Below are 17957 nucleotides of genomic sequence, written 5' to 3'. Positions count from 1 at the left end.
CCGCACCACCCTCCCCCACCGGCCTCCGTTACTTCTTCGACCGTGACAAGCGCCTGGTGACCGTCTCCGGAACCCTGGTGCAGCAGTGGGACACGCGCACCGGCGAGGAGGGCGCCCGGTTCGACATCAAGACCCTGACGTCAAGGGGCCGGGCCGACGCCGATCAGCCGACGACGCACGTCAGCAAGTTCCCCGAGGACGGCCAGGTGGCCGTGCTCGTCTGGGGCGACCCCCGGCTCCGAATCGTCGACCTCTCGACGGGAACGATCAAGGCGACCGTGAAGGTGCCCACCGATGCCGTCGCCGTGCAGGTCGACCCCAGCGGACGCTACCTGGCCGTCCTGCGCAGCGGAGGCCTGGTGGAGCTCTGGCAGCGCGACCCGCTGCACAGGAAGCTGGGGCCACTGCGCAGCGTGGCCGAGGACTCGATGAAACCGTACGTCGCCAGCTTCATCGACGGGAAGGGCGGCTTCGTCGTGGCCGCCAACAGCTCCGTACGCGTCTACGGAGCCGACGGCCGCAGCTACCGCGAGTCGTACGACTTCGGCCGCGCGCCCTCCAGCAGCATGCTGGGCGAAGGCGCCTACGTCTTCCGGGACATGACTCCGGACGGCAAGTCCGTGATCTACCAGAACACGGACAACACGGGCGGTCCCCTGCGCCTCGACCCGGCGGAGTGGCGGCGCGCGTTGTGCGAGGTCATCGGCAACCGGACGTTCACCGCCGAGGAACGGGCGGGCGTTCCCGTACGTCTGCCCGACCGCCCGGTCTGTCCGTGACCGGCACCTGGCCCACGGCGCGGCGACGGATCACCAGCGACATCAGCGCCGCCATCGCGCACAGCGCCCCGGCCGCGTACCAGACCACGTCGTAGCTGCCGAACACGTCCCGCGCGACTCCGCCGAGGAACGCGACCACCGCCGCGCCCACCTGGTGCGAGGCCAGCACCCAGCCGAAGACGATCGCGCTGTCGTCGCCGTACTGCTCCCGGCAGAGCGCCAGCGTCGGCGGGACGGTGGCGACCCAGTCGAGACCGTAGAACACGATGAAGAAGACCATCGGCGGCCGGACGTCGGGGGCCATGAGCATCGGCAGGAACAGCAGCGAGATCCCGCGCAGCGCGTAGTAGACGGCGAGCAGCCTGCGGGCGTCGAAGCGGTCGGTGAGCCAGCCGGAGAAGATCGTGCCGATGACGTCGAAGACCCCGATCACGGCGAGCAGCGAGGCCGCCACGGTGATGGGCATGTGGTGGTCGTGGGCGGAGGGCACGAAGTGGGTGCGGATCAGGCCGTTGGTGGAGGCCCCGCAGATCGCGAAGGCGCCCGCGAGCAGCCAGAACGGGCCGGTGCGGGCCGCGTCGAGCAGCACGCGCACCGCCCGGCGGGCGGCGCCCCGGGCGGGGGCGGGCTTCTCCACGTACGTACCGCCGTACGGGGCGATCCCCACATCGGCCGGGTGGTCGCGCATCAGGAGCCACACGAACGGGACGACGACGAGGGCCGCCAGGCCGACGGTGACCGACGCGGGCTCCCAGCCGTGCCGGTCGACGATCCAGGCGCAGAGCGGGAGGAAGACGAGCTGCCCGGAGGCGCCGGCCGCGGTGAGGATGCCGGTGACCAGGCCCCGGCGGGCGACGAACCAGCGGTTGGTGACGGTCGCGGCGAACGCCATCGCCATGGATCCGGTGCCGAGGCCGACCAACAGGCCCCAGTAGATCATCAGTTGCCAGGACGCCGTCATCCAGACGCCGGCGATCGCCCCGGCCGCCACCATCGTGAGCGCGCTCGCCACGACCCGCCGGATGCCGAAGCGGTCCATGAGCGCGGCGGCGAACGGTGCGGTCAGCCCGTACAGCGCCATGTCGATGGAGACCGCGAGCCCGATCTCCCCGCGCGACCAGCCGAATTCGCGGTGGAGCGGGTCGATGAGCAGTCCGGGCAGGGAGTTGAAGGCCGCGCCACCGATGATCGTCACGAAGGTGACGGCGGCGACGAGCCACGCCCGGTGGATACGGGGGCGGGGGCGACGGCGCTCCTCACGGGGCCGACGCCGGTCGCCCCGGGCTGCGCTTTCGATGGTCTCGGTCACGTGGACCAGCTTCTTGGCCCGGGGCTTTCCCTACGAGTGGCCTGAAGGACATGGTTCGCAGGAATCGGGCCACGACGGCATGGTCCGGGGCGGGCGGGCGCGGTCACGGGCACTGCATACGATCGCCGTCCGAACGAGAGAGGTTGCGCGCCGGATCCCGGCACGACACGACACGAGGAGCGACATGCACTGGGCCGTCCGCCAGGAGTTCGACCGCCGAGCCGGGGCCCGCGTGGCCTGGGGAGTGGGCCTGTCCGCCGTGGCGGCCGGGCTACTGCTCTGGCTCGGCTACCTGCTGCTGGCTCCGTACACCGTCGCGTCCTCCCCCAGCCGCGACCTGGAGTGCGAGTCCCCGCTCGCGTACGGCCGTTCGCACACCAGCCCTTCCCTGTGCGCCGGGGAGCGCGACTGGCCGGAACTCGTCGGCATCCTGGCCCTGTCCGTCCCCACGGCCGTGGCGGGCGCGGCGCTCGTCGTCAGCGGCACCTCCCGGCGGCGCACCAGCGCCCATGTCTTCGCGATACTGGAGATGCAGGCGAGCGAGGAACGGGCCCGCGGCAAGAAGTGAGGGGCCGGGCCCGGACCGGGCCCGGGCCGGGGTCAGCCGCGGGCCCGGTCCGCCGCACGGAGCACCGCCCATGCACCGGCCGCGCCGACCGCGTACCAGACCAGGTCCGGCGCGTTGAAGGTCGAGCCGAGGACCAGCCGGGCCGCCGTGCTGTGCGCCGACAGCTCCGCCGGTACGCCGGTGAGCTGGGCGAACTCCACCGCCCAGCTCAGGCCCAGCGCCGTGGCGGCCACCATGAGGGGCCGCACGCGAGGCGCGCAGAAGGCGACGAGGGCGCAGAGCAGAACCGTGTAGAGCGCGCTCCCGGCGTACTTGGCGAAGGCCCCGTCCGCCCCGGCGCGCACGGCGAGGCCCGCGGCGACGGTGCCGGAGGCCGCCACCGCCGCGACCGCGCGCCCCGTGCCGGAGGCCGCCACCCGCCGCGACCGCGCGAGCCATGAGATCGCGGGCGGGCCGCGGCGGGTTCGAGGGCGTCTTCGGGGACGGGGGCGGGGGCCTGCGGCTGTCACGGTCCGCGTCGGGAATGGACGCGGGCTCTGTCGGCTTCTCCATCACATCGCTAACCTGTATCAGCTCGTGGTCTATACCAGCTACCGGGCTCCACCGGTGATCTTCGAGGAGGCCGTCATGCCGCACCGCGTCGTCGTCCTGGCTCTCGACGGACTGCTCCCCTTCGAACTGGGCATCCCCCAGCGGATCTTCGGCCGCTCCCTGGGCACCGAATCGGGCGGCACGGGCGGCAAACTGTACGACGTGGTGACCTGCTCGATCCGGCCGCCCGGCCCGGTCCGGACCGACGCGGACTTCGCCGTCCTCGTGGAGCACGGCCCGGAGGCGCTCGCCACCGCCGACACCGTGGTCGTCCCCGCCTCCTACGAGCTGGGCCCGGTCTTCGAGGAGGGCAGGCTCACCGAGGAGCTGGCCGCCGCGCTCGCCCTGGTCCGGCCCGGCACCCGGATGGTCTCCATCTGCACCGGCAGCTACGTCCTGGCGGCGGCCGGATACCTCGACGGCCGCCCCGCCACCACGCACTGGTCGTCCGCCGACCACTTCCAGCGGATCTTCCCGCAGGTCCGCGTCGACCCGGACGTCCTGTTCATCGACGACGGCGACGTCCTCACCTCCGCCGGTGTCGCCGCCGGGATCGACCTCTGCCTGCACCTGGTGCGGCGCGACCACGGGGCGGCCGTCGCCAACGAGATCGCCCGCCGCACGGTGGTGCCCCCGCACCGGGACGGCGGGCAGGCCCAGTACATCCACCGCCCGCTCCCCGAGCCGCAGTTCGCGACCACGACGGCCGCCCGGGCCTGGGCGCTGGCCCGTCTTGAGCGGCCGATCCTGCTGCGGGACATGGCGGAGCAGGAGGCCATGAGCGTACGGACGTTCACGCGCCGCTTCCGCGAGGAGGTCGGGATCAGCCCCGGCCAGTGGCTCACCCAGCAGCGGGTGGAGCGGGCCCGCCATCTGCTGGAGTCGACGGACCTGTCCATCGACCAGGTGGCCCGGGACGCGGGCTTCGGCACGGCGACCTCGCTGCGCCAGCACCTCCAGGCGGCCCTGGGCGTACCGCCCACGGTCTACCGGCGCACGTTCCGCTCCTCGGCGGACGCCTCGCGCTGAGCCGCCCGGCCCGGGCGTCAGTCCTCGCGCCCCACCAGGTCGTCCAGTTCGGCCCGGAACAGCAGGGCCGGGTCGAAGCCCATGCCCGTGAAGTGGCCGGCCAGCTCCAGGGACAGCACGCCGTGCAGCCGGGTCCAGAACGCGAGGGCCCGCCGCAGCGCCCCGGGCGGGGCCGGGTGGCCCCCGGCCCAGTCGCGGTGGTCCGCCAGGTGGGCGGCGAACGGCGAGGCGGGCACGTCCGGTTCGTAGGCCGTCCAGGCGGTCAGCAGGTCGGCCATGATCTCCTGCGAGATGCCGGTGATCTCGTCGGGCGCGTGGTAGCCGGGGACGGGGGTGCCGTAGATGAGGAAGTACCGGTGGGGGTCCGCCAGGGCCCAGTCGCGCAGGACGTGCGCGAGGGCGGCCGGGTCGGCACCGGTGACGGCCGCCGCGTGGACGGCGTCGGCGAGGCTGCGATACGCGTCCCCGATGAGCTCGGTGATCAGCTCGTCCCGGCCGGCGAAGTAGCGGTAGAGCGCGGGACCGCTGACGCCCATCCGCCTGGCGATCGCGTTGAGGGAGAGCGCGGAGGCCCCGGCCGTGGCGATCTGCTCCCAGGCGTGCTGCTTGATCTCGGCACGCACCTGGGCGCGATAGCGCTCGCGCGGGGTCGCGGCGTCGGACTTCGCCATGAGGTGCCGCCTTCCGTCACCACGTCAGCTACTCACTCAAATTTCCGTTAGAAGATATCACGGAGCCTCTTGACCCCTCGATGTGCTGGGAGCTGCAGCCTCCGACAAAAGTGTGAGTCGCTACCAGATGGAGATCCTGATGCCCCGGACCCGCAGCACCGCCACGGACATCACGTCCACCGTCCGGCAGGTCGAGGCGAACGTCCCCGACGCCACCGAGATCCTGCGGCAGGGCCTCGAAGCATGGCTCGGCGAGCTGAAGGCCGCGGCCGGGGCCCGCCCCTGCCCGCGCGGCTGACCAGGAAGGGTCAGAAGACCAGCACCCCCCGGGCCACCCGTCCGTGGTGCGCGTCGTCGGCCGCCTTGGCGAAGTCCTCCACCGGGTACGTCTCCGTCACCAGTTCGTCCAGCAGCAGCCGACCCTCCTGGTAGAGGTCCGCGTACAGGGCGATGTCGCGCTGCGGCCGTGAGGAGCCGTAACGGCAGCCCAGGATCGACTTGTCCAGGTACATCGACGAGACCAGGAACGACGCCTCGGCACTCGCCGCCGGGACGCCGAGCAGGATCGCCTGGCCGTGGCGGTCCAGGAGGCCGATCGCCTGGCGGATCAGCTCGGTGCGGCCGACGCACTCGAAGGCGTGGTCGGCCCCGTCGGGCAGGATGTCGCGCACACCGTCGGCCGCGGTCAGGAAGTGCGTGGCGCCGAACTGCCGGGCCACCGCCTCCTTCGCCGGGTTGCTGTCGACGGCTACGACGGTGCGCGCGCCGGCCAGCCGGGCCCCCTGGAGCACGTTGAGACCGATGCCGCCGGTGCCGATGACGACGACGCTGTCGCCGAGGCCCACCTTCGCCCGGTTCAGGACGGCCCCGACGCCGGTGAGCACGCCGCAGCCGATCAGGGCGGCCGAGGTGAGGGGCAGATCGACCGGGATCTTCACGGCCTGGACGGCGCGGACCACCGTATGTTCCGCGAAGGCGGAGTTGGAGGCGAACTGGAACACCGGCTCCCCGCCCCGCGAGAACGGCCGCCCGGGCCGTCCGATCGCCTTGCGGCACATGGTCGGCCGGCCCCGGTCGCACTGGGCGCAGGCACCGCAGTTGGCGAGGGTGGACAGGGCCACGTGATCACCGGGCCGTACGTGGACGACGCCGGGCCCGACCGCTTCCACCACGCCCGCGCCCTCGTGGCCGAGCACGACGGGGGCCGGGAAGGGGATCGTGCCGTCGATCACCGACAGGTCGCTGTGGCAGAGCCCGGCGGCGGCGATCGCCACCAGCACCTCGCCGGGGCCCGGGTCGCGTATCTCCAGGTCGTCGACGACCTCGGTCCGTGTGCCGTCGAAAACGACGCCTCTCATCTCGGCTCCCTCGGTAGGCCGAGCACCCGCTCGGCGATGATGTTCCGCTGGATCTCGTCGGAGCCGCCGTAGATGGTGTCGGCCCGGCTGAAGAGGAACAGCTGCTGTGCGTCGTCGAGTTCGTACGGCCTGGCCTCGGACCACGGCTCCGGTCCGACGGCCCCCGCCTCGCCCGCGACCTCCACCGCCAGCTCCCCCAGCCGCTGGTGCCAGCCGCCCCACAGGAGCTTCGCCACACTGGGCGCGCCCGGGTCGCCGGTGGTGCCGAGGGTGCGCAGGGCATGGCGGCGCATGGTGTCCAGCTCGGCCCACTGGCGTACGAGCCGGGCCCTGATGACCGGGTCCTCGGCGGCCCCGCTCGCCACGCCGGCGGCGACCACCCGGCCCAACTCCTCGGCGAACCCGATCTGCTGGGCGAGCGTGGACACCCCGCGCTCCCGGGCGAGCAGGCCCAGGGCGACCTGCCAGCCGTTGCCCTCCCCGCCGACGGTCTCGGTGGCCCGGGCCCCGTCGAAGAACACCTCGTTGAACTCACTGGTCCCGGTCAGCTGCCGGATCGGCCGCACCTCGATCCGCCCCGGCTGGTCCATGTCCAGCAGCAGGAACGACAGCCCGTGGTGGCGGGTGGAGTCGGGGTCGGTGCGGGCGAGGACGAAGCAGTGGTCGGCGTCGAGGGCGAGGGAGGTCCAGATCTTCTGGCCGGTCACGGCGTAGCCGCCGGTGCCGTCCGGGGTGGCCGTGGTACGTATCCCGGCGAGGTCGGACCCCGCGCCCGGTTCGCTGTACCCCTGGCACCAGAGGGTCTCGCCGCGGGCGACGGGGGGCAGATGGCGGCGCTTCTGCTCCTCGGTGCCGTACGTGATGAGGGTCGGGGCGAGGAGGTTCTCCCCGATGTGGCCCATCCGGGCGGGGGCGGTGGAGCGGGCGTACTCCTCGGCCCAGACGACCTGCTCGGGGAGGGTGGCGCGGCGGTTGCCGTACGTGTCGCCGTCGTCGGGCCAGCCGATGCCGATCCAGCCGGCCTTGCCCAGCTCGCGTTCCCACGTGCGGGGGTGGGGGGCGGGGGTGTCGGCGAGGTGGCCCGCCAGCCAGGTACGCACCTCGGTACGGAAGTCCATGGGTTCCTCCTGTCTCTGGGGGCTCCGCCCCCGAGGGCGTCACGTGTTCGGCCGGTCCCCCGACTTGGCCGCCGCCGCCATCTCCGCCACCCGCCCCAGCATCGGCATCGGATCCACCCCCACCGTCCCCGGCAGGAAGTCCGCGATCCGTTCCGGAGTCCAGGGCACCCCCTCCGCGTACCCCGCCCGCAACTCCCTCGGCTGGGCCCAGACCGCGATCTTCGGGCCCGCGATCGTGTACACCTGGCCGGTGATCCCCTCCGCCCGCGCCCGCTCGCTCAGCAGGTAGACGACCAGCGCCGCGACGTCCTCCGGCTCCCCGATCTCCTTCAGCTCCATCGGGACCCCGGCCGACATCCGGGTCCGGGCGACGGGTGCGACCGCATTCGCCGTCACCCCGTACCGGTGCAGGCCCAGCGCCGCGCTGCGGACCAGCGAGATGATCCCGCCCTTCGCCGCGCTGTAGTTGGCCTGGGAGACGCTGCCCTGGTGGTTGCCGCTGGTGAAGCCGATCAACGTGCCGCCGCCGTCCTGCTTCCGCATCACCGCCGACGCGGCGCGGAAGACGGTGAAGGTGCCTTTCAAGTGCGTCGCGATGACCGGGTCCCACTCCTCCTCCGACATGTTGAACAGCATCCGCTCGCGCAGGATCCCGGCCACGCAGACCACTCCGTCGAGCCGGCCGTACTCCGCCAGTGCCGTGTCCACGATCCGCTGTCCGCCCGCCATCGTGGAGATGTCGTCCCCGACCGCCACCGCCGTGCCGCCCGCCGCCTCGATCTCCTTGACGACGGACCTGGCGACCTCGCCGGTCGGTTCGGAGCCCTCGACGGATACGCCGTAGTCGTTGACGACGACCCGCGCCCCCTCCGCCGCCGCGGCGAGCGCGACCGCCCGGCCGATGCCCCGGCCTGCCCCCGTCACGGCGACCACCCTGCCTGCCAAGAAGTTCCCCATGCCCGGCCCCTTCCCGCGGTTTCTGACGGACCGTTAGATTTTATGGGCAGTCGGATACCCCGGCACAAGACCCAGGAGGTCCCCATGTCCCTGCCGGCCGAGTTCCACGAGATCGCCAAGCGCGTCAACAACTGGGGCCGCTGGGGAGAGGCCGACGAGCTCGGCACGCTCAACCTGATCACCGACGCCGTCGCACGGGAGGCCGCCGCGACCGTCCGCACCGGCCGCCGGATACCGCTCGCACTGCCGCTCCGGCAGGACGGCATACAGAGCGGGCTCATCCCGGGCCGGGTCAATCCGCTGCACACGATGATCCAGATCAACCAGGAGATCTTCGGCCCCGGTACGGTCGCCACCAGCGACGACGCCGTCACGATGGGCCTCCAGGCGGCCACCCACTGGGACGCCCTGCCCCATGTCTCGCACAGCGGGAAGATCTACAACGGCCGCCCGGCGGACACGATCACCGCCCATGGCGGGGCCCGGTTCTCGTCGATCGCCGCCGTGGAGCACCTGGTCTCGCGCGGCGTGCTGCTGGACGTGGCCCGCGCCCGGGGGGTCGACCGGCTGCCGGGCGATCACGCCGTCACGCCGGAGGACCTGGCGGCGGCGGAGGAGTTCGGAGGCGTACGCGTACGGGCCGGGGACATCGCGCTCGTACGGACCGGGCAGATACGCCTCGCGCTGGCCGGGGACCGGGACGCGTACGGCTACCCGTCGCCGGGGCTCTCCGTGCGCACGCCCGAGTGGTTCCACGCCCGGGACGTCGCGGCCGTCGCCAACGACACCCTGACCTTCGAGATCTTCCCGCCGGAGATCGCGGACCTGTGGCTGCCCGTGCACGCCCTGCACCTGGTCGAGATGGGGCTGCTCCAGGGCCAGAACTGGAACCTGGAGGCGCTGTCCACCGCCTGTGCGGAGGAGGGCCGGTACGCCTTCCTGCTCACCGCCGCACCGGAGCCGTTCGCCGGGGCCACCGGGTCGCCGGTCGCCCCGGTCGCGGTCCTGTAGAAGAGAACGACGAGCGGTTCAGGCCAGGTTGTCAGTGAAGACGCACGTGGGCGGTTCGCACACCTCGCCACCGCCCTGGACGACCACCGTGGGCAGCTCCGCGGCCCGTACCGGACCGCTCCGGTCGACCTCGCACCAGATCTGCTTGCCCGCACCCTCCGGCTGCCAGCCCCAGCGGTCGGCGAGCCCGTCCACCAGCTCCAGGCCCCGGCCGTTGGTGTCCTCGCCCGCCGCGTGCCGCTGGAGCGGCGGACAGTCACTGGCGTCCGCGACCTCGACCCGGACGGTCCCGGCCGCGCCGGAGGCCCCGCCCCCGCCGAAGAGCATCCGCAGCACGGCGGGACACCCCGTGTGGACGACGGCGTTGGTGACCAGCTCCGAGATCAGCAGGATGAGCGTCTCGGCGAGCGGCTCGTCATCCCCTATCCCGGATCCGACCAGGCGCGACCGCGCCCACCTACGGGCCCGCCCCACCTCTGCGGGATCCGGACCGACCTCCAGCTGAACCTGAAGCACCTGCACCGCTCACACCATCCGAACCGGCGGACACATCGCCTCGCGCCTCCTCAGGGTCACGGAACGTGATTCCCTTACGCGACAGCATGGTTGACGTACAGTCACCGCAACAAGCGCTTCGGGCATATTCCAGCGCGAAGGAGTACGTGTGGTGCATACTGTGCGACGCACGCTGCGGGGAGTCGAACAGGAGCGCGCAGAGGCTGCGAGAAACGCTCTTCGGGCAGGCCCGGCACATCTCCGGCGAGAGCCCTCGCTCCGGACCGGAGCCGCCGCACAGGCCGCCCCCGGATCGCCCGGTTCCAGAACCACTCGCATCCCACGGAGCGTACCCGAGCCGGGCCCCGACTCCACCCGGTGACGAATCACGCAAGGGACACAACCCGGTATCGGCACCGGCCGGATGCGCTGCGTCACCCTCCGCCCCCTGCTTCCGGGACCGGTCGTCCATACGCCGCCGAGCTGCGCGGAAGCCGCCCCGCCGCCCCCAGACCGGCGGCGAGCAGCTCCTCGGCCCCGGCCCCGGTGAGCCAGGAGGAGGCCCGGAGCCAGGCCCGTTTCAGGTGGAGGTGAACATCTGCCTCCCAGGTGAAGCCCATCCCGCCGTGGATCTGGAGGCAGTCGCGGGCGTTGCGTACGGCCGCCTCGTCGGCGAGGAGTTTCGCCGCCGCGATCTCCACCGGGTCGCCGGTCAGGGCGGCCGCGTACACGGCGGCGCGGGCCGGTTCGGTGCGGGCGAGCATGTCGGCACAGAGATGTTTGACCGCCTGGAACGATCCGATGGGCGATCCGAACTGCTCACGGTCCCCGGCGTGTTGAACGGCCGCCTCGGTGGTCCGGGCGGCGCTGCCGAGCTGCTCGGCGGCGGTGAGCAGCGCGGCCTCGAAGCGGAACCGCCCGGCGTGCGCCGGTGTGCGCTCCGTCGCGGCCGGGGCACGTTCCGCGTCCGTCGGCGTGCGTTGCGACGCCGCCCGGGACCCCGCCGCCACCGGGGTCGGCGCCCGGTGCAGCGGCGTGAGCGGGTCCATCGACCGTACGGGCCGGGCGCCGGCCACGAAAGCGCGCAGCGCCTCCCCGGCAAGCGGCTCCCCGGCGAGGGCGTCGGTACCCACCAGCGCCGCGTCAGCCTCCGCGAGGTGCGCCACCGGCAGGTCCGCGGTCACGGCCGTCACCACCGCCTCGCCCTCGGCGGCCCCCTCCACCAGGCCCGCCGCCAGGTGCGTGGCGACCAGCGGGCCCGGCAGCAGCGCCCGGCCCGCCTCCTCGAAGAGCAGCACCGCCTCGGGCAGCCCGAGGCCCACCCCGCCCGCCTCCTCCGGCAGCCGCAGCGCGAAGAACCCGGCCGCGCCCAGCTCCCGCCACAGCGACCGGTCCAGGGCCCCGTCCCGCTCCACCGCCGCCCGCAGCCGGTCCCGGTCGAAGACCGCGCCGAGCAGATCGCGCATACCGGACCGCAGGGCCCGCTGGTCGTCCGAGAGCTGGAAGTCCACGGCGGCCTCAGCGCCCCTTCGGCAGGCCGAGGATGCGCTCGGCGACGATGTTCCGCTGGATCTGCGAGGTGCCCGCGGCGATGGTGTACGAGAGGGAGGACAGCCGGTCCAGGACCCATTCCCGGTCGACGTCGAAGGCGTCCGCGCCCAGCACCTCCGCCGCTGCCTCGTACAGCTCCTGGCGGACCCCGGAGTAGCGCAGCTTGAAGACCGAGCCGCCGACGCCGGGGACCCCGCCCGTGCGCTCCGACTCGCTCACGTTCGCCTGCGTGAGCCGCCACAGGGCCCGGAACTCGGCGTTCAGCCGCCCGAGCCGCCGGCGCAGCGCAGGGTCGTCCCAGCGCCCGGTGCGCCGGGCCTCGTCGGCGAGCGCGTCCAGGGTGCGGCGGCAGGCGACGACCTCGCCGACGAAGGCGGTGCCGCGTTCGAAGGAGAGGGTGACCATGGTGACCCGCCAGCCGTCGTTCTCCGCCCCGACGCGACAAGAGGCCGGCACCCGGACCTCGTCGAGGAACACCTCGGCGAACTCGGTGGACCCGGCGAGCGTCCGCAGCGGCCTGACCGTGATCCCAGGGGCGTCCATCGGCATGGCGAGCCAGCTGATGCCCCGGTGTTTCGGTGCGTCCGGGTCCGTCCGCACCAGTAGCTCGCACCAGTCGGCGACCTCGGCGTGCGAGGTCCAGATCTTCTGCCCGGTGACCACGTAGTCGTCCCCGTCGCGCACCGCCCGCGTCCGCAGGGCGGCCAGGTCGGAGCCCGCGTCCGGCTCGCTGAACCCCTGGCACCAGATCTCGTCGCCGCGCAGCACCGGGGGCAGCCAGCGGGCCCGCTGTCCGGCCGTGCCCTCGGCGGCGATCGTCGGCCCGGCGTGCAGCAGGCCGACGAAGTTCGCCCCGACGTAGGGGGCTCCCGCCTTCTCCGTCTCCTCCAGGAAGATCAGGTGCTGCGTCGGGGTGGCGCCCTGCCCGCCCGCGTCCACCGGCCAGTGCAGGCCCGCGTACCCGGCGTCGTACAGCATCCGCTGCCAGGTGGTGTCGTACGCCCGGCGCGCCGGCCAGTCGTCGGCCGAGGGCTTGGCGGGCAGGCCGCGGAGGACGGCGGCCAGCCACTCCCGCAGCCGGCCCCGGAACTCCTCCTCGGCCTCCGTGTACGTGAGATCCACCGCGGCCCCCGGCCTACTTGTCCAGGTCCAGGCCGAGCATCCGGATCGCGTTTCCGCGCATCAGTTTGTGGACGGTCTCCTCGTCCAGTCCCTTGACGTGGTCGAGGGCGACCTCCTTGGTGTGCGGGAAGGTCGAGTCCACGTGCGGGTAGTCGGTCTCGAAGGTGGCGTTGTCGCGGCCGACGACGTCGAGCGCGGAGATGCCGTGCTTGTCGCGGAAGAAGCAGCAGAACACCTGCCGGTAGTAGTACGTCGACGGCGGCTCGGGGATCAGATCGCGCACCCCGCCCCAGGCCCGGTGCTCCTCCCACACGTCGTCGGCGCGCTCCAGGGCGTAGGGGATCCACCCCATCTGCCCCTCGCTGTACGCCAGTTTCAGCGTCGGGAACTTCACCAGCACCCCGCTGAAGAGGAAGTCCATCATCGAGGCCATCGCGTTGTTGAAGGAGAGCGAGGCCTGCACGGCGGGCGGTGCGTCGGGGGACGCGGCGGGCATCTGGGAGCTGGAGCCGATGTGCATGTTGACGACGGTGCCGGTCTCCTGGCAGACGGCGAAGAACGGGTCCCAGTAGCCGGTGTGGATGGAGGGGAGCCCGAGGTGGGTGGGGATCTCGGAGAAGGTGACCGCGCGGACACCCCTCGCCGCGTTCCGCTTGATCTCCGCGACCGCGAGGTCGATGTCCCAGAGCGGGATGATGCAGAGCGGGATCAGCCGGCCGCCGCTGTCGCCGCACCACTCCTCGACCATCCAGTCGTTGTAGGCGCGCACGCAGGCGAGGGCGACCTCCTTGTCGTGCGCCTCGGCGAAGGTCTGGCCGCAGAAGCGCGGGAAGGTCGGGAAGCAGAGGGAGGCCTCGACGTGGTTGAGGTCCATGTCCTTGAGGCGCTCGGCCGGGTCCCAGCAGCCGGGCCGCATCTCGGCCCGGGTGATGCCCTCCAGGGTCATGTCGTCGCGGTCGAAGCCGACGGCGGCGATGTTCCGCTTGTACGGGAACCTCAGGTCCTCGTAGATCCACCAGTCGGTCGGCGGCCCGTCCGGGTCCATCGTGATGACGTACTTTCCGCCGGTGTACGCCAGCTCCCCGATGCCGGCGGTGAGCGGCTGGGGGCCGCGCTCGCGGTACTTCGCGGGGAGCCAGGTGGAGAAGAGGTGCGCGGGCTCGATCACATGGTCGTCGACGCTGACGATCCGAGGCAGTTCCGTGTCCGTCATGGTGTGTCGTCCCCTCCGGCGCACCTGGCGGACTTCCCGCACCCAGGCGCTTTCTGATGGTCCGTCAGATTCAGTCGCGGCCTTCAGGCTAGCCCCGCCCCCCTGGACCGACAAGGCGCGGAGCCCTACGCTCTGCGCAATACCTGACTGACCGTCAGTTCGGAGGGATCCCTGTGACCGCCGTGAACGACGTGACCGCGCTCGCCCGCACCCTGGGCGCCTCCCGCACCTTCTGGGAGCTGATCGAGGCCCGCGCCGCCCTCACCCCCGGCCGCCCGGTGCTGCTCCAGGAGGCTCGGACCCTGACCTTCGGCGAGCTGCGGGACCGCGCGGAGCGGGTCGCGGCCGGGCTGTACCGGATGGGCGTGCGGGCGGGGACCGTCGTCGCCTGGCAGCTGCCGACCCGGCTGGAGACGGCCCTGCTCTCCTTCGCGCTGACCCGGCTCGGGGCGGTGCAGAGTCCGGTCATCCCGTTCTACCGGGACCGCGAAGTGCGTTTCGCGCTACGGGAGTCGGGGGCGGCGTTCTTCGCCGTGCCCGGCGTCTGGCGGGGCTTCGACCACACCGCGATGGCCGAGCGGATCGCCGGTGAACTCCCGGACCCGCCCCGCGTCTTCGAGGCGTACGACGCCCTCCCCGACGGCGACCCGGCGCTTCTGCCGCCCCCGCCGGAACCGGCCTCCGGCGAGGAGGTCCGCTGGATCTACTGGACCTCGGGCACCACGTCCGACCCCAAGGGCGTCCTGCACACCGACCGCTCCCTGATCGCGGGCGGCTCCTGCCTCGCGCACGCGTTGGCGTTGTCGGCGGACGACGTGGGCTCGATGGCGTTCCCGTACGCCCATGTCGCCGGGCCCGACTACACGGTGATGCTGCTGCTGTACGGGTTCCCGGCGGTGATGTTCGAGCAGTTCGCGCTGCCGGACGCACTGGCGGAGTACCGGCTCCACGGGGTGACCGTGGCGGGCGGCTCCACGGCGTTCTACACGATGTTCCTGGCCGAGCAGCGCAAGGACCCGGACCGCCCGCTCATCCCCTCGCTCCGGCTGCTGGCGGGCGGCGGGGCGCCCAAACCGCCGGAGGTCTACCACGCGGTGGTGCGGGAGATGGGGGTCCAGCTCACCCACGGCTACGGCATGACCGAGGTCCCGATGATCACCATGGGCGCCCCGGACGACACGGCGGAGAACCTCGCCACGACGGAGGGCCGGCCGCCGGAGGGCATGGAGATCCGGATCACCGACGAGCAGGGCAAGCCGCTCCCGTACGGGGTGGAGGGCGAGGTACGGCTGCGCGGGGAGGCCGTCTGCCGGGGCTATCTGGACACCGCCGCTTCCGCCGAGGCCTTCGACGCCGAGGGATTCCTGATCACCGGGGACGTGGGCCTCCTCCGGGAGAGCGGACACCTGACGCTCACCGGCCGGCTGAAGGACATCATCATCCGCAAGGGCGAGAACATCTCCGCCAAGGAGATCGAGGACCTGCTCCACACGCACCCGGGGGTGGCCGACGCTGCGGTGATCGGCCTGCCCGACCCGGAGCGCGGCGAACGGGTCTGCGCGGTGATCGAACAGCCGCCGGGCACCCCGCCGTTGACGCTGCCCGAGCTCTCGGCCCACCTGCGCGGCGCGGGGCTCGCCCGCCACAAGGTCCCCGAGCGACTGGAGCTGCTGGACGCCCTGCCTCGCAACGAGACGCTGCGCAAGGTGCTCAAGTACAAGCTGCGGGAGCGGTTCGGCGGCCAGGGCGTGTCCGGCGGATCTTGACCGGGTCCACGGCGCCGGACACGCCCTGGGCTTACGGGGGCGGGTGTGCCGTCCCCGTAACGCCGGGTAGAAGACCTACGCGTCGGGCTCGATCACCGTGAAGTACACGGCGAGCGCCGACACCACATCGCTCTCCGCGACCTTCCCGTCCCGGTCGGTGTCCAGGCTCTGGGCGGCGACACCCGCGATCTCGGCGCTGGCCCCGAGGACCCGGAGCGCCCGCTCCACGTCCGCGACCGACGCTCTGCCGTCGTTCCCGCCATCCGCGACCGCGATGACCGCCCGCAGGAACGGCCGGGCGATCTCGGCGAACCGCTCGGGATTGTCCCGGAGCCGCTTCACCGCCCCGCCCACGAACTCCTCACGGGTGACCCGCTGGTCCCCGTCCACATCGGCGATCCCCGCCATGCCCTGCCAGAAGGCCTCGGCCCCGGTGTAGAGGGCCTGCCCCTTGTCGCAGCGGGCCGTCGTACCGAACTCGTCGCAGCGGGCGCGCTCACGTGTCACCGAGAAGCTGTTCCTGTGTGACAACCTCGCATCGGCGGGCGCCGCCGACCTGACGCCCGGCAGTGTGTGCACCGGGGAAACCGAGGTACGAAACGTGACGCATACCGACGACGCGCGGTGGAACCGTTCCTTTCGTGCCCTCTTCGGGGAAGGGATGTTCGCGGCTGTGGGCGCGCGACGACGCGGTGACTGGCGGCTGGACGCCCTCGACGTCATGCGGTCGGCGACGGGGGGCCTGTTCGGTGCGCAGCGCTCTTCTTCACCAACGCGGTGACCGCGCGGGACGACCCGCATGCCGACATGCTCCGCCGGGACGGGGCGTACGAAGGCTTCACCGGTCACGTGATGGATTGCGGTGTCATCGCCGTCTCCGCCACGGAGGTCGGCGTCTTCCGGGGCTTCACGATCGACTGAGGACGGCCCGTCGCCCGCCCCCGCTTCAGGCGCTCAGCGGCCTGCACTCCTCGTCGGTGGCCGACAGCGCGTCGGGGTAGACGTCGAAGAGCCGGCGCACGCCGAGCGCGCCGAGCACCTTGTTGACGTGCGATCCGTCCTCCGCCCCCTGGGCCGGGAGGATCAGCCGCAGCCGGCCGCCGCAGGACTTCATCAGACGGCGGGAGGCGATCAGCACTCCGACGCCGCTGGAGTCGCAGAAGAAGACCTCGGACAGATCGAGGACCACATCGTGCTGCCCCTCCGCGACCGCGTCGTGGACGGACTGGCGCACGACGGGCGAGGTCACCAGATCGAGTTCACCGCTTATGCGCAGCACGGCCCAGGAGCCCTGCTCCGCCTCGTCCACCTTGAGCGTCACGACTGGACCTCTCGTTCCGGGGCTCCCGGCAATCCGGAAGTTTCCGTTCCTCCTCGCGGCTGCCCAACCGCACCCCCATGAAACACCGAAGCACCCGACAAGGCCCAGGAGGTTTCCGCCGGAAAGGCGCGGTTCGGACCGTTTCCGCTGATCAGAGCGGCCGGGGAGGTATCCGGGCCGAAAATCGACTACCGTCGTCGGCCACGCGCCGCGGGAGGAGAGTTGCCTCAAAGGCGCGTGCACCGCACACCCGGCGGACTACATTCGGTCCTCACGGGCACAGGGTGCATCACGGAGCTGGGCAGAACAGGGCCGGGGGCTGGGGGGTTCATGGCGAAGGACACGGCACCCCGCTGGGACCGCAGGATGCAGCAGAGGCTGGCCCGCGGCGAGGCGGCGGCGCTCGGCGAGCTCTACGACCGGTTCGCGGCCCTCGTCCACAGCCAGGCACACCGGATGCTCGACGACGAGGACGCCGCCGACCTGGTGACCCGCGAGGTCTTCGCCCAGGTCTGGGAGAACCCCGAGGCGTACGACCCGAAGCAGGGCTCGATGCGCTCCTGGGTGGCCCGACTCACCCACCGCCGGTCCGTCCAGCGGCTGCGCCGCGCGGCGGCCTCCCGCTACGAGGAGGAGCACGGCGAGGGCGCGGTGCCCGACCCGGAGGAGCTGGAGCGGCGGGTGCGCAGCGCCACGTCCGCCGCCCGCGCCGACTACATCGTCTCCTCGATGCCCGTACCGCTGCGGGAGGCCCTGGAGCTGGCGTACATCCACCGGCGGGACTACCGGCAGACCGCGGCCGATCTCGGGGTCACCGAGGACGAGGCGCGCCGCCGGCTCCGGCTGGGGCTCCAGCTGCTCTCCACGGCGAACGCCCGCCCGCTCGAAGGGTCCGCGCCACCCGGTTACGGACGGGTCCGGTGAGCGGCGACGGACGCGAGAGCGAGGGCGGCGAGGAGGAGGTGCGCGGCGCCCGGCGGATACCCGGCCCGCGCGGGGCGGCGGACGACCTCGATCTGGCGTCCGTCCCGCTGCCGCCCCTGCCGCCGCCCGGCGGTACGGCCCCCGACGAGGCCGTACCGGAACAGTCGGCCCCGA

Annotated in this window: 19 protein-coding genes and 2 pseudogenes; 9 read left to right on the top strand and 12 right to left on the bottom strand. The window is 72.5% G+C overall.

The window, feature by feature from the left end; genetic code table 11:
- Positions 1-779, top strand: a pseudogene (locus tag D3105_RS34725) (hypothetical protein); the annotation flags it as partial.
- On the opposite strand, the gene D3105_RS26680 reads toward D3105_RS34725, so the two are convergent.
- The gene (locus D3105_RS26680) at positions 718-2088 is read right to left on the bottom strand and encodes an MFS transporter (protein ID WP_240647028.1); all 1371 of its coding nucleotides are present in this window, start codon (positions 2086-2088) and stop codon (positions 718-720) included. The pseudogene D3105_RS34725 and the gene D3105_RS26680 sit on opposite strands and share 62 nt — an antisense overlap.
- 184 nt (positions 2089-2272) lie before the next feature.
- On the opposite strand from D3105_RS26680, the gene D3105_RS26675 reads away from it, so the two are divergent.
- On the top strand, positions 2273-2656 hold the full coding sequence (locus D3105_RS26675) for a hypothetical protein (RefSeq protein ID WP_118905549.1): 384 nt from the start codon (positions 2273-2275) through the stop codon (positions 2654-2656).
- A gap of 32 nt (positions 2657-2688) precedes the next feature.
- On the opposite strand, the gene D3105_RS26670 is transcribed toward D3105_RS26675, so the two are convergent.
- Complete coding sequence (locus D3105_RS26670; protein WP_338104025.1) at positions 2689-3072, bottom strand: DUF2809 domain-containing protein; 384 nt, start codon at positions 3070-3072, stop codon at positions 2689-2691.
- Positions 3073-3283: 211 nt separating this feature from the next.
- On the opposite strand from D3105_RS26670, the gene D3105_RS26665 reads away from it, so the two are divergent.
- Positions 3284-4276: a GlxA family transcriptional regulator gene (locus D3105_RS26665; RefSeq protein WP_118905551.1), complete on the top strand. Its 993-nt coding sequence runs from the start codon at positions 3284-3286 to the stop codon at positions 4274-4276.
- Positions 4277-4293: 17 nt separating this feature from the next.
- Here the strand turns inward: D3105_RS26665 and D3105_RS26660 are convergent, their stop codons facing one another.
- Complete coding sequence (locus tag D3105_RS26660) at positions 4294-4947, bottom strand: TetR/AcrR family transcriptional regulator (protein ID WP_118905548.1); 654 nt, start codon at positions 4945-4947, stop codon at positions 4294-4296.
- Between the two features lie 112 nt (positions 4948-5059).
- On the opposite strand from D3105_RS26660, the gene D3105_RS26655 reads away from it, so the two are divergent.
- The gene (locus tag D3105_RS26655; protein ID WP_425315764.1) at positions 5060-5245 is read left to right on the top strand and encodes a hypothetical protein; all 186 of its coding nucleotides are present in this window, start codon (positions 5060-5062) and stop codon (positions 5243-5245) included.
- 10 nt (positions 5246-5255) lie between these two features.
- On the opposite strand, the gene D3105_RS26650 is transcribed toward D3105_RS26655, so the two are convergent.
- From D3105_RS26650 to D3105_RS26640, 3 genes are read right to left on the bottom strand one after another with little or no spacing between them, the layout of a single operon-like run.
- Positions 5256-6305: a Zn-dependent alcohol dehydrogenase gene (locus D3105_RS26650; RefSeq protein WP_118905547.1), complete on the bottom strand. Its 1050-nt coding sequence runs from the start codon at positions 6303-6305 to the stop codon at positions 5256-5258.
- Positions 6302-7423, bottom strand: a complete 1122-nt coding sequence (locus D3105_RS26645; RefSeq protein WP_118905546.1) for an acyl-CoA dehydrogenase family protein — start codon at positions 7421-7423, stop codon at positions 6302-6304. Before D3105_RS26645 ends, D3105_RS26650 begins: the two co-directional genes overlap by 4 nt.
- Positions 7424-7462: 39 nt before the next feature.
- Entirely contained in the window at positions 7463-8380 is a 918-nt protein-coding gene (locus tag D3105_RS26640; RefSeq protein WP_118905545.1) for an SDR family oxidoreductase, read from the bottom strand.
- 84 nt (positions 8381-8464) lie between these two features.
- Here D3105_RS26640 and D3105_RS26635 point away from each other — a divergent pair, with 84 nt between their 5' ends.
- Positions 8465-9391 (top strand): cyclase family protein, encoded by a 927-nt coding sequence (locus D3105_RS26635; protein WP_118905544.1) that lies wholly within the window; start codon positions 8465-8467, stop codon positions 9389-9391.
- Between the two features lie 18 nt (positions 9392-9409).
- On the opposite strand, the gene D3105_RS26630 is transcribed toward D3105_RS26635, so the two are convergent.
- The 4 genes from D3105_RS26630 to D3105_RS26610 form a co-directional block, all read right to left on the bottom strand.
- The gene (locus D3105_RS26630) at positions 9410-9913 is read right to left on the bottom strand and encodes an ATP-binding protein (RefSeq protein WP_118905543.1); all 504 of its coding nucleotides are present in this window, start codon (positions 9911-9913) and stop codon (positions 9410-9412) included.
- Between the two features lie 407 nt (positions 9914-10320).
- Positions 10321-11397, bottom strand: a complete 1077-nt coding sequence (locus D3105_RS26620) for an acyl-CoA dehydrogenase family protein (RefSeq protein WP_118905541.1) — start codon at positions 11395-11397, stop codon at positions 10321-10323.
- A 7-nt stretch (positions 11398-11404) separates the two neighbouring features.
- Entirely contained in the window at positions 11405-12559 is a 1155-nt protein-coding gene (locus tag D3105_RS26615) for an acyl-CoA dehydrogenase family protein (RefSeq protein ID WP_118905540.1), read from the bottom strand.
- Between the two features lie 13 nt (positions 12560-12572).
- Complete coding sequence (locus D3105_RS26610; protein ID WP_118905539.1) at positions 12573-13772, bottom strand: amidohydrolase family protein; 1200 nt, start codon at positions 13770-13772, stop codon at positions 12573-12575.
- A gap of 173 nt (positions 13773-13945) precedes the next feature.
- Here D3105_RS26610 and D3105_RS26605 point away from each other — a divergent pair, with 173 nt between their 5' ends.
- The gene (locus tag D3105_RS26605) at positions 13946-15538 is read left to right on the top strand and encodes a class I adenylate-forming enzyme family protein (protein WP_118905538.1); all 1593 of its coding nucleotides are present in this window, start codon (positions 13946-13948) and stop codon (positions 15536-15538) included.
- 75 nt (positions 15539-15613) lie between these two features.
- Here D3105_RS26605 and D3105_RS26600 read toward each other — a convergent pair whose 3' ends face one another.
- Positions 15614-16069: an EF-hand domain-containing protein gene (locus D3105_RS26600; RefSeq protein WP_425315763.1), complete on the bottom strand. Its 456-nt coding sequence runs from the start codon at positions 16067-16069 to the stop codon at positions 15614-15616.
- Positions 16070-16315: 246 nt separating this feature from the next.
- On the opposite strand from D3105_RS26600, the gene D3105_RS34720 reads away from it, so the two are divergent.
- On the top strand, positions 16316-16459 hold the full coding sequence (locus D3105_RS34720) for a hypothetical protein (RefSeq protein ID WP_165891089.1): 144 nt from the start codon (positions 16316-16318) through the stop codon (positions 16457-16459).
- A gap of 25 nt (positions 16460-16484) precedes the next feature.
- Here D3105_RS34720 and D3105_RS26595 read toward each other — a convergent pair whose 3' ends face one another.
- Entirely contained in the window at positions 16485-16859 is a 375-nt protein-coding gene (locus D3105_RS26595) for an STAS domain-containing protein (protein WP_118905537.1), read from the bottom strand.
- A gap of 330 nt (positions 16860-17189) precedes the next feature.
- On the opposite strand from D3105_RS26595, the gene D3105_RS26590 reads away from it, so the two are divergent.
- Positions 17190-17783, top strand: coding sequence for an RNA polymerase sigma factor (locus tag D3105_RS26590; RefSeq protein WP_118905536.1), 594 nt, complete (start codon positions 17190-17192; stop codon positions 17781-17783).
- Positions 17780-17957, top strand: a pseudogene (locus tag D3105_RS35510) (immediate early protein); the annotation flags it as partial. The gene D3105_RS26590 and the pseudogene D3105_RS35510, both read left to right, overlap by 4 nt.

The organism is Streptomyces globisporus (assembly GCF_003501885.1).
In the GTDB taxonomy this organism is placed as follows: domain Bacteria; phylum Actinomycetota; class Actinomycetes; order Streptomycetales; family Streptomycetaceae; genus Streptomyces; species Streptomyces globisporus_D.
This window is presented reverse-complemented; position numbering and strand designations above follow the sequence as displayed.

What these genes read in the sequence shown, in the direction of transcription:
- D3105_RS26675 (WP_118905549.1), top strand. Translation starts at nt 2,273, where the DNA reads ATGCACTGGGCCGTCCGCCAGGAGTTCGACCGCCGAGCCGGGGCCCGC.
- D3105_RS26665 (WP_118905551.1), top strand. Translation starts at nt 3,284, where the DNA reads ATGCCGCACCGCGTCGTCGTCCTGGCTCTCGACGGACTGCTCCCCTTC.
- D3105_RS26660 (WP_118905548.1), bottom strand. Translation starts at nt 4,947, where the DNA reads ATGGCGAAGTCCGACGCCGCGACCCCGCGCGAGCGCTATCGCGCCCAG.
- D3105_RS26650 (WP_118905547.1), bottom strand. Translation starts at nt 6,305, where the DNA reads ATGAGAGGCGTCGTTTTCGACGGCACACGGACCGAGGTCGTCGACGAC.
- D3105_RS26645 (WP_118905546.1), bottom strand. Translation starts at nt 7,423, where the DNA reads ATGGACTTCCGTACCGAGGTGCGTACCTGGCTGGCGGGCCACCTCGCC.
- D3105_RS26640 (WP_118905545.1), bottom strand. Translation starts at nt 8,380, where the DNA reads ATGGGGAACTTCTTGGCAGGCAGGGTGGTCGCCGTGACGGGGGCAGGC.
- D3105_RS26635 (WP_118905544.1), top strand. Translation starts at nt 8,465, where the DNA reads ATGTCCCTGCCGGCCGAGTTCCACGAGATCGCCAAGCGCGTCAACAAC.
- D3105_RS26610 (WP_118905539.1), bottom strand. Translation starts at nt 13,772, where the DNA reads ATGACGGACACGGAACTGCCTCGGATCGTCAGCGTCGACGACCATGTG.
- D3105_RS26590 (WP_118905536.1), top strand. Translation starts at nt 17,190, where the DNA reads ATGGCGAAGGACACGGCACCCCGCTGGGACCGCAGGATGCAGCAGAGG.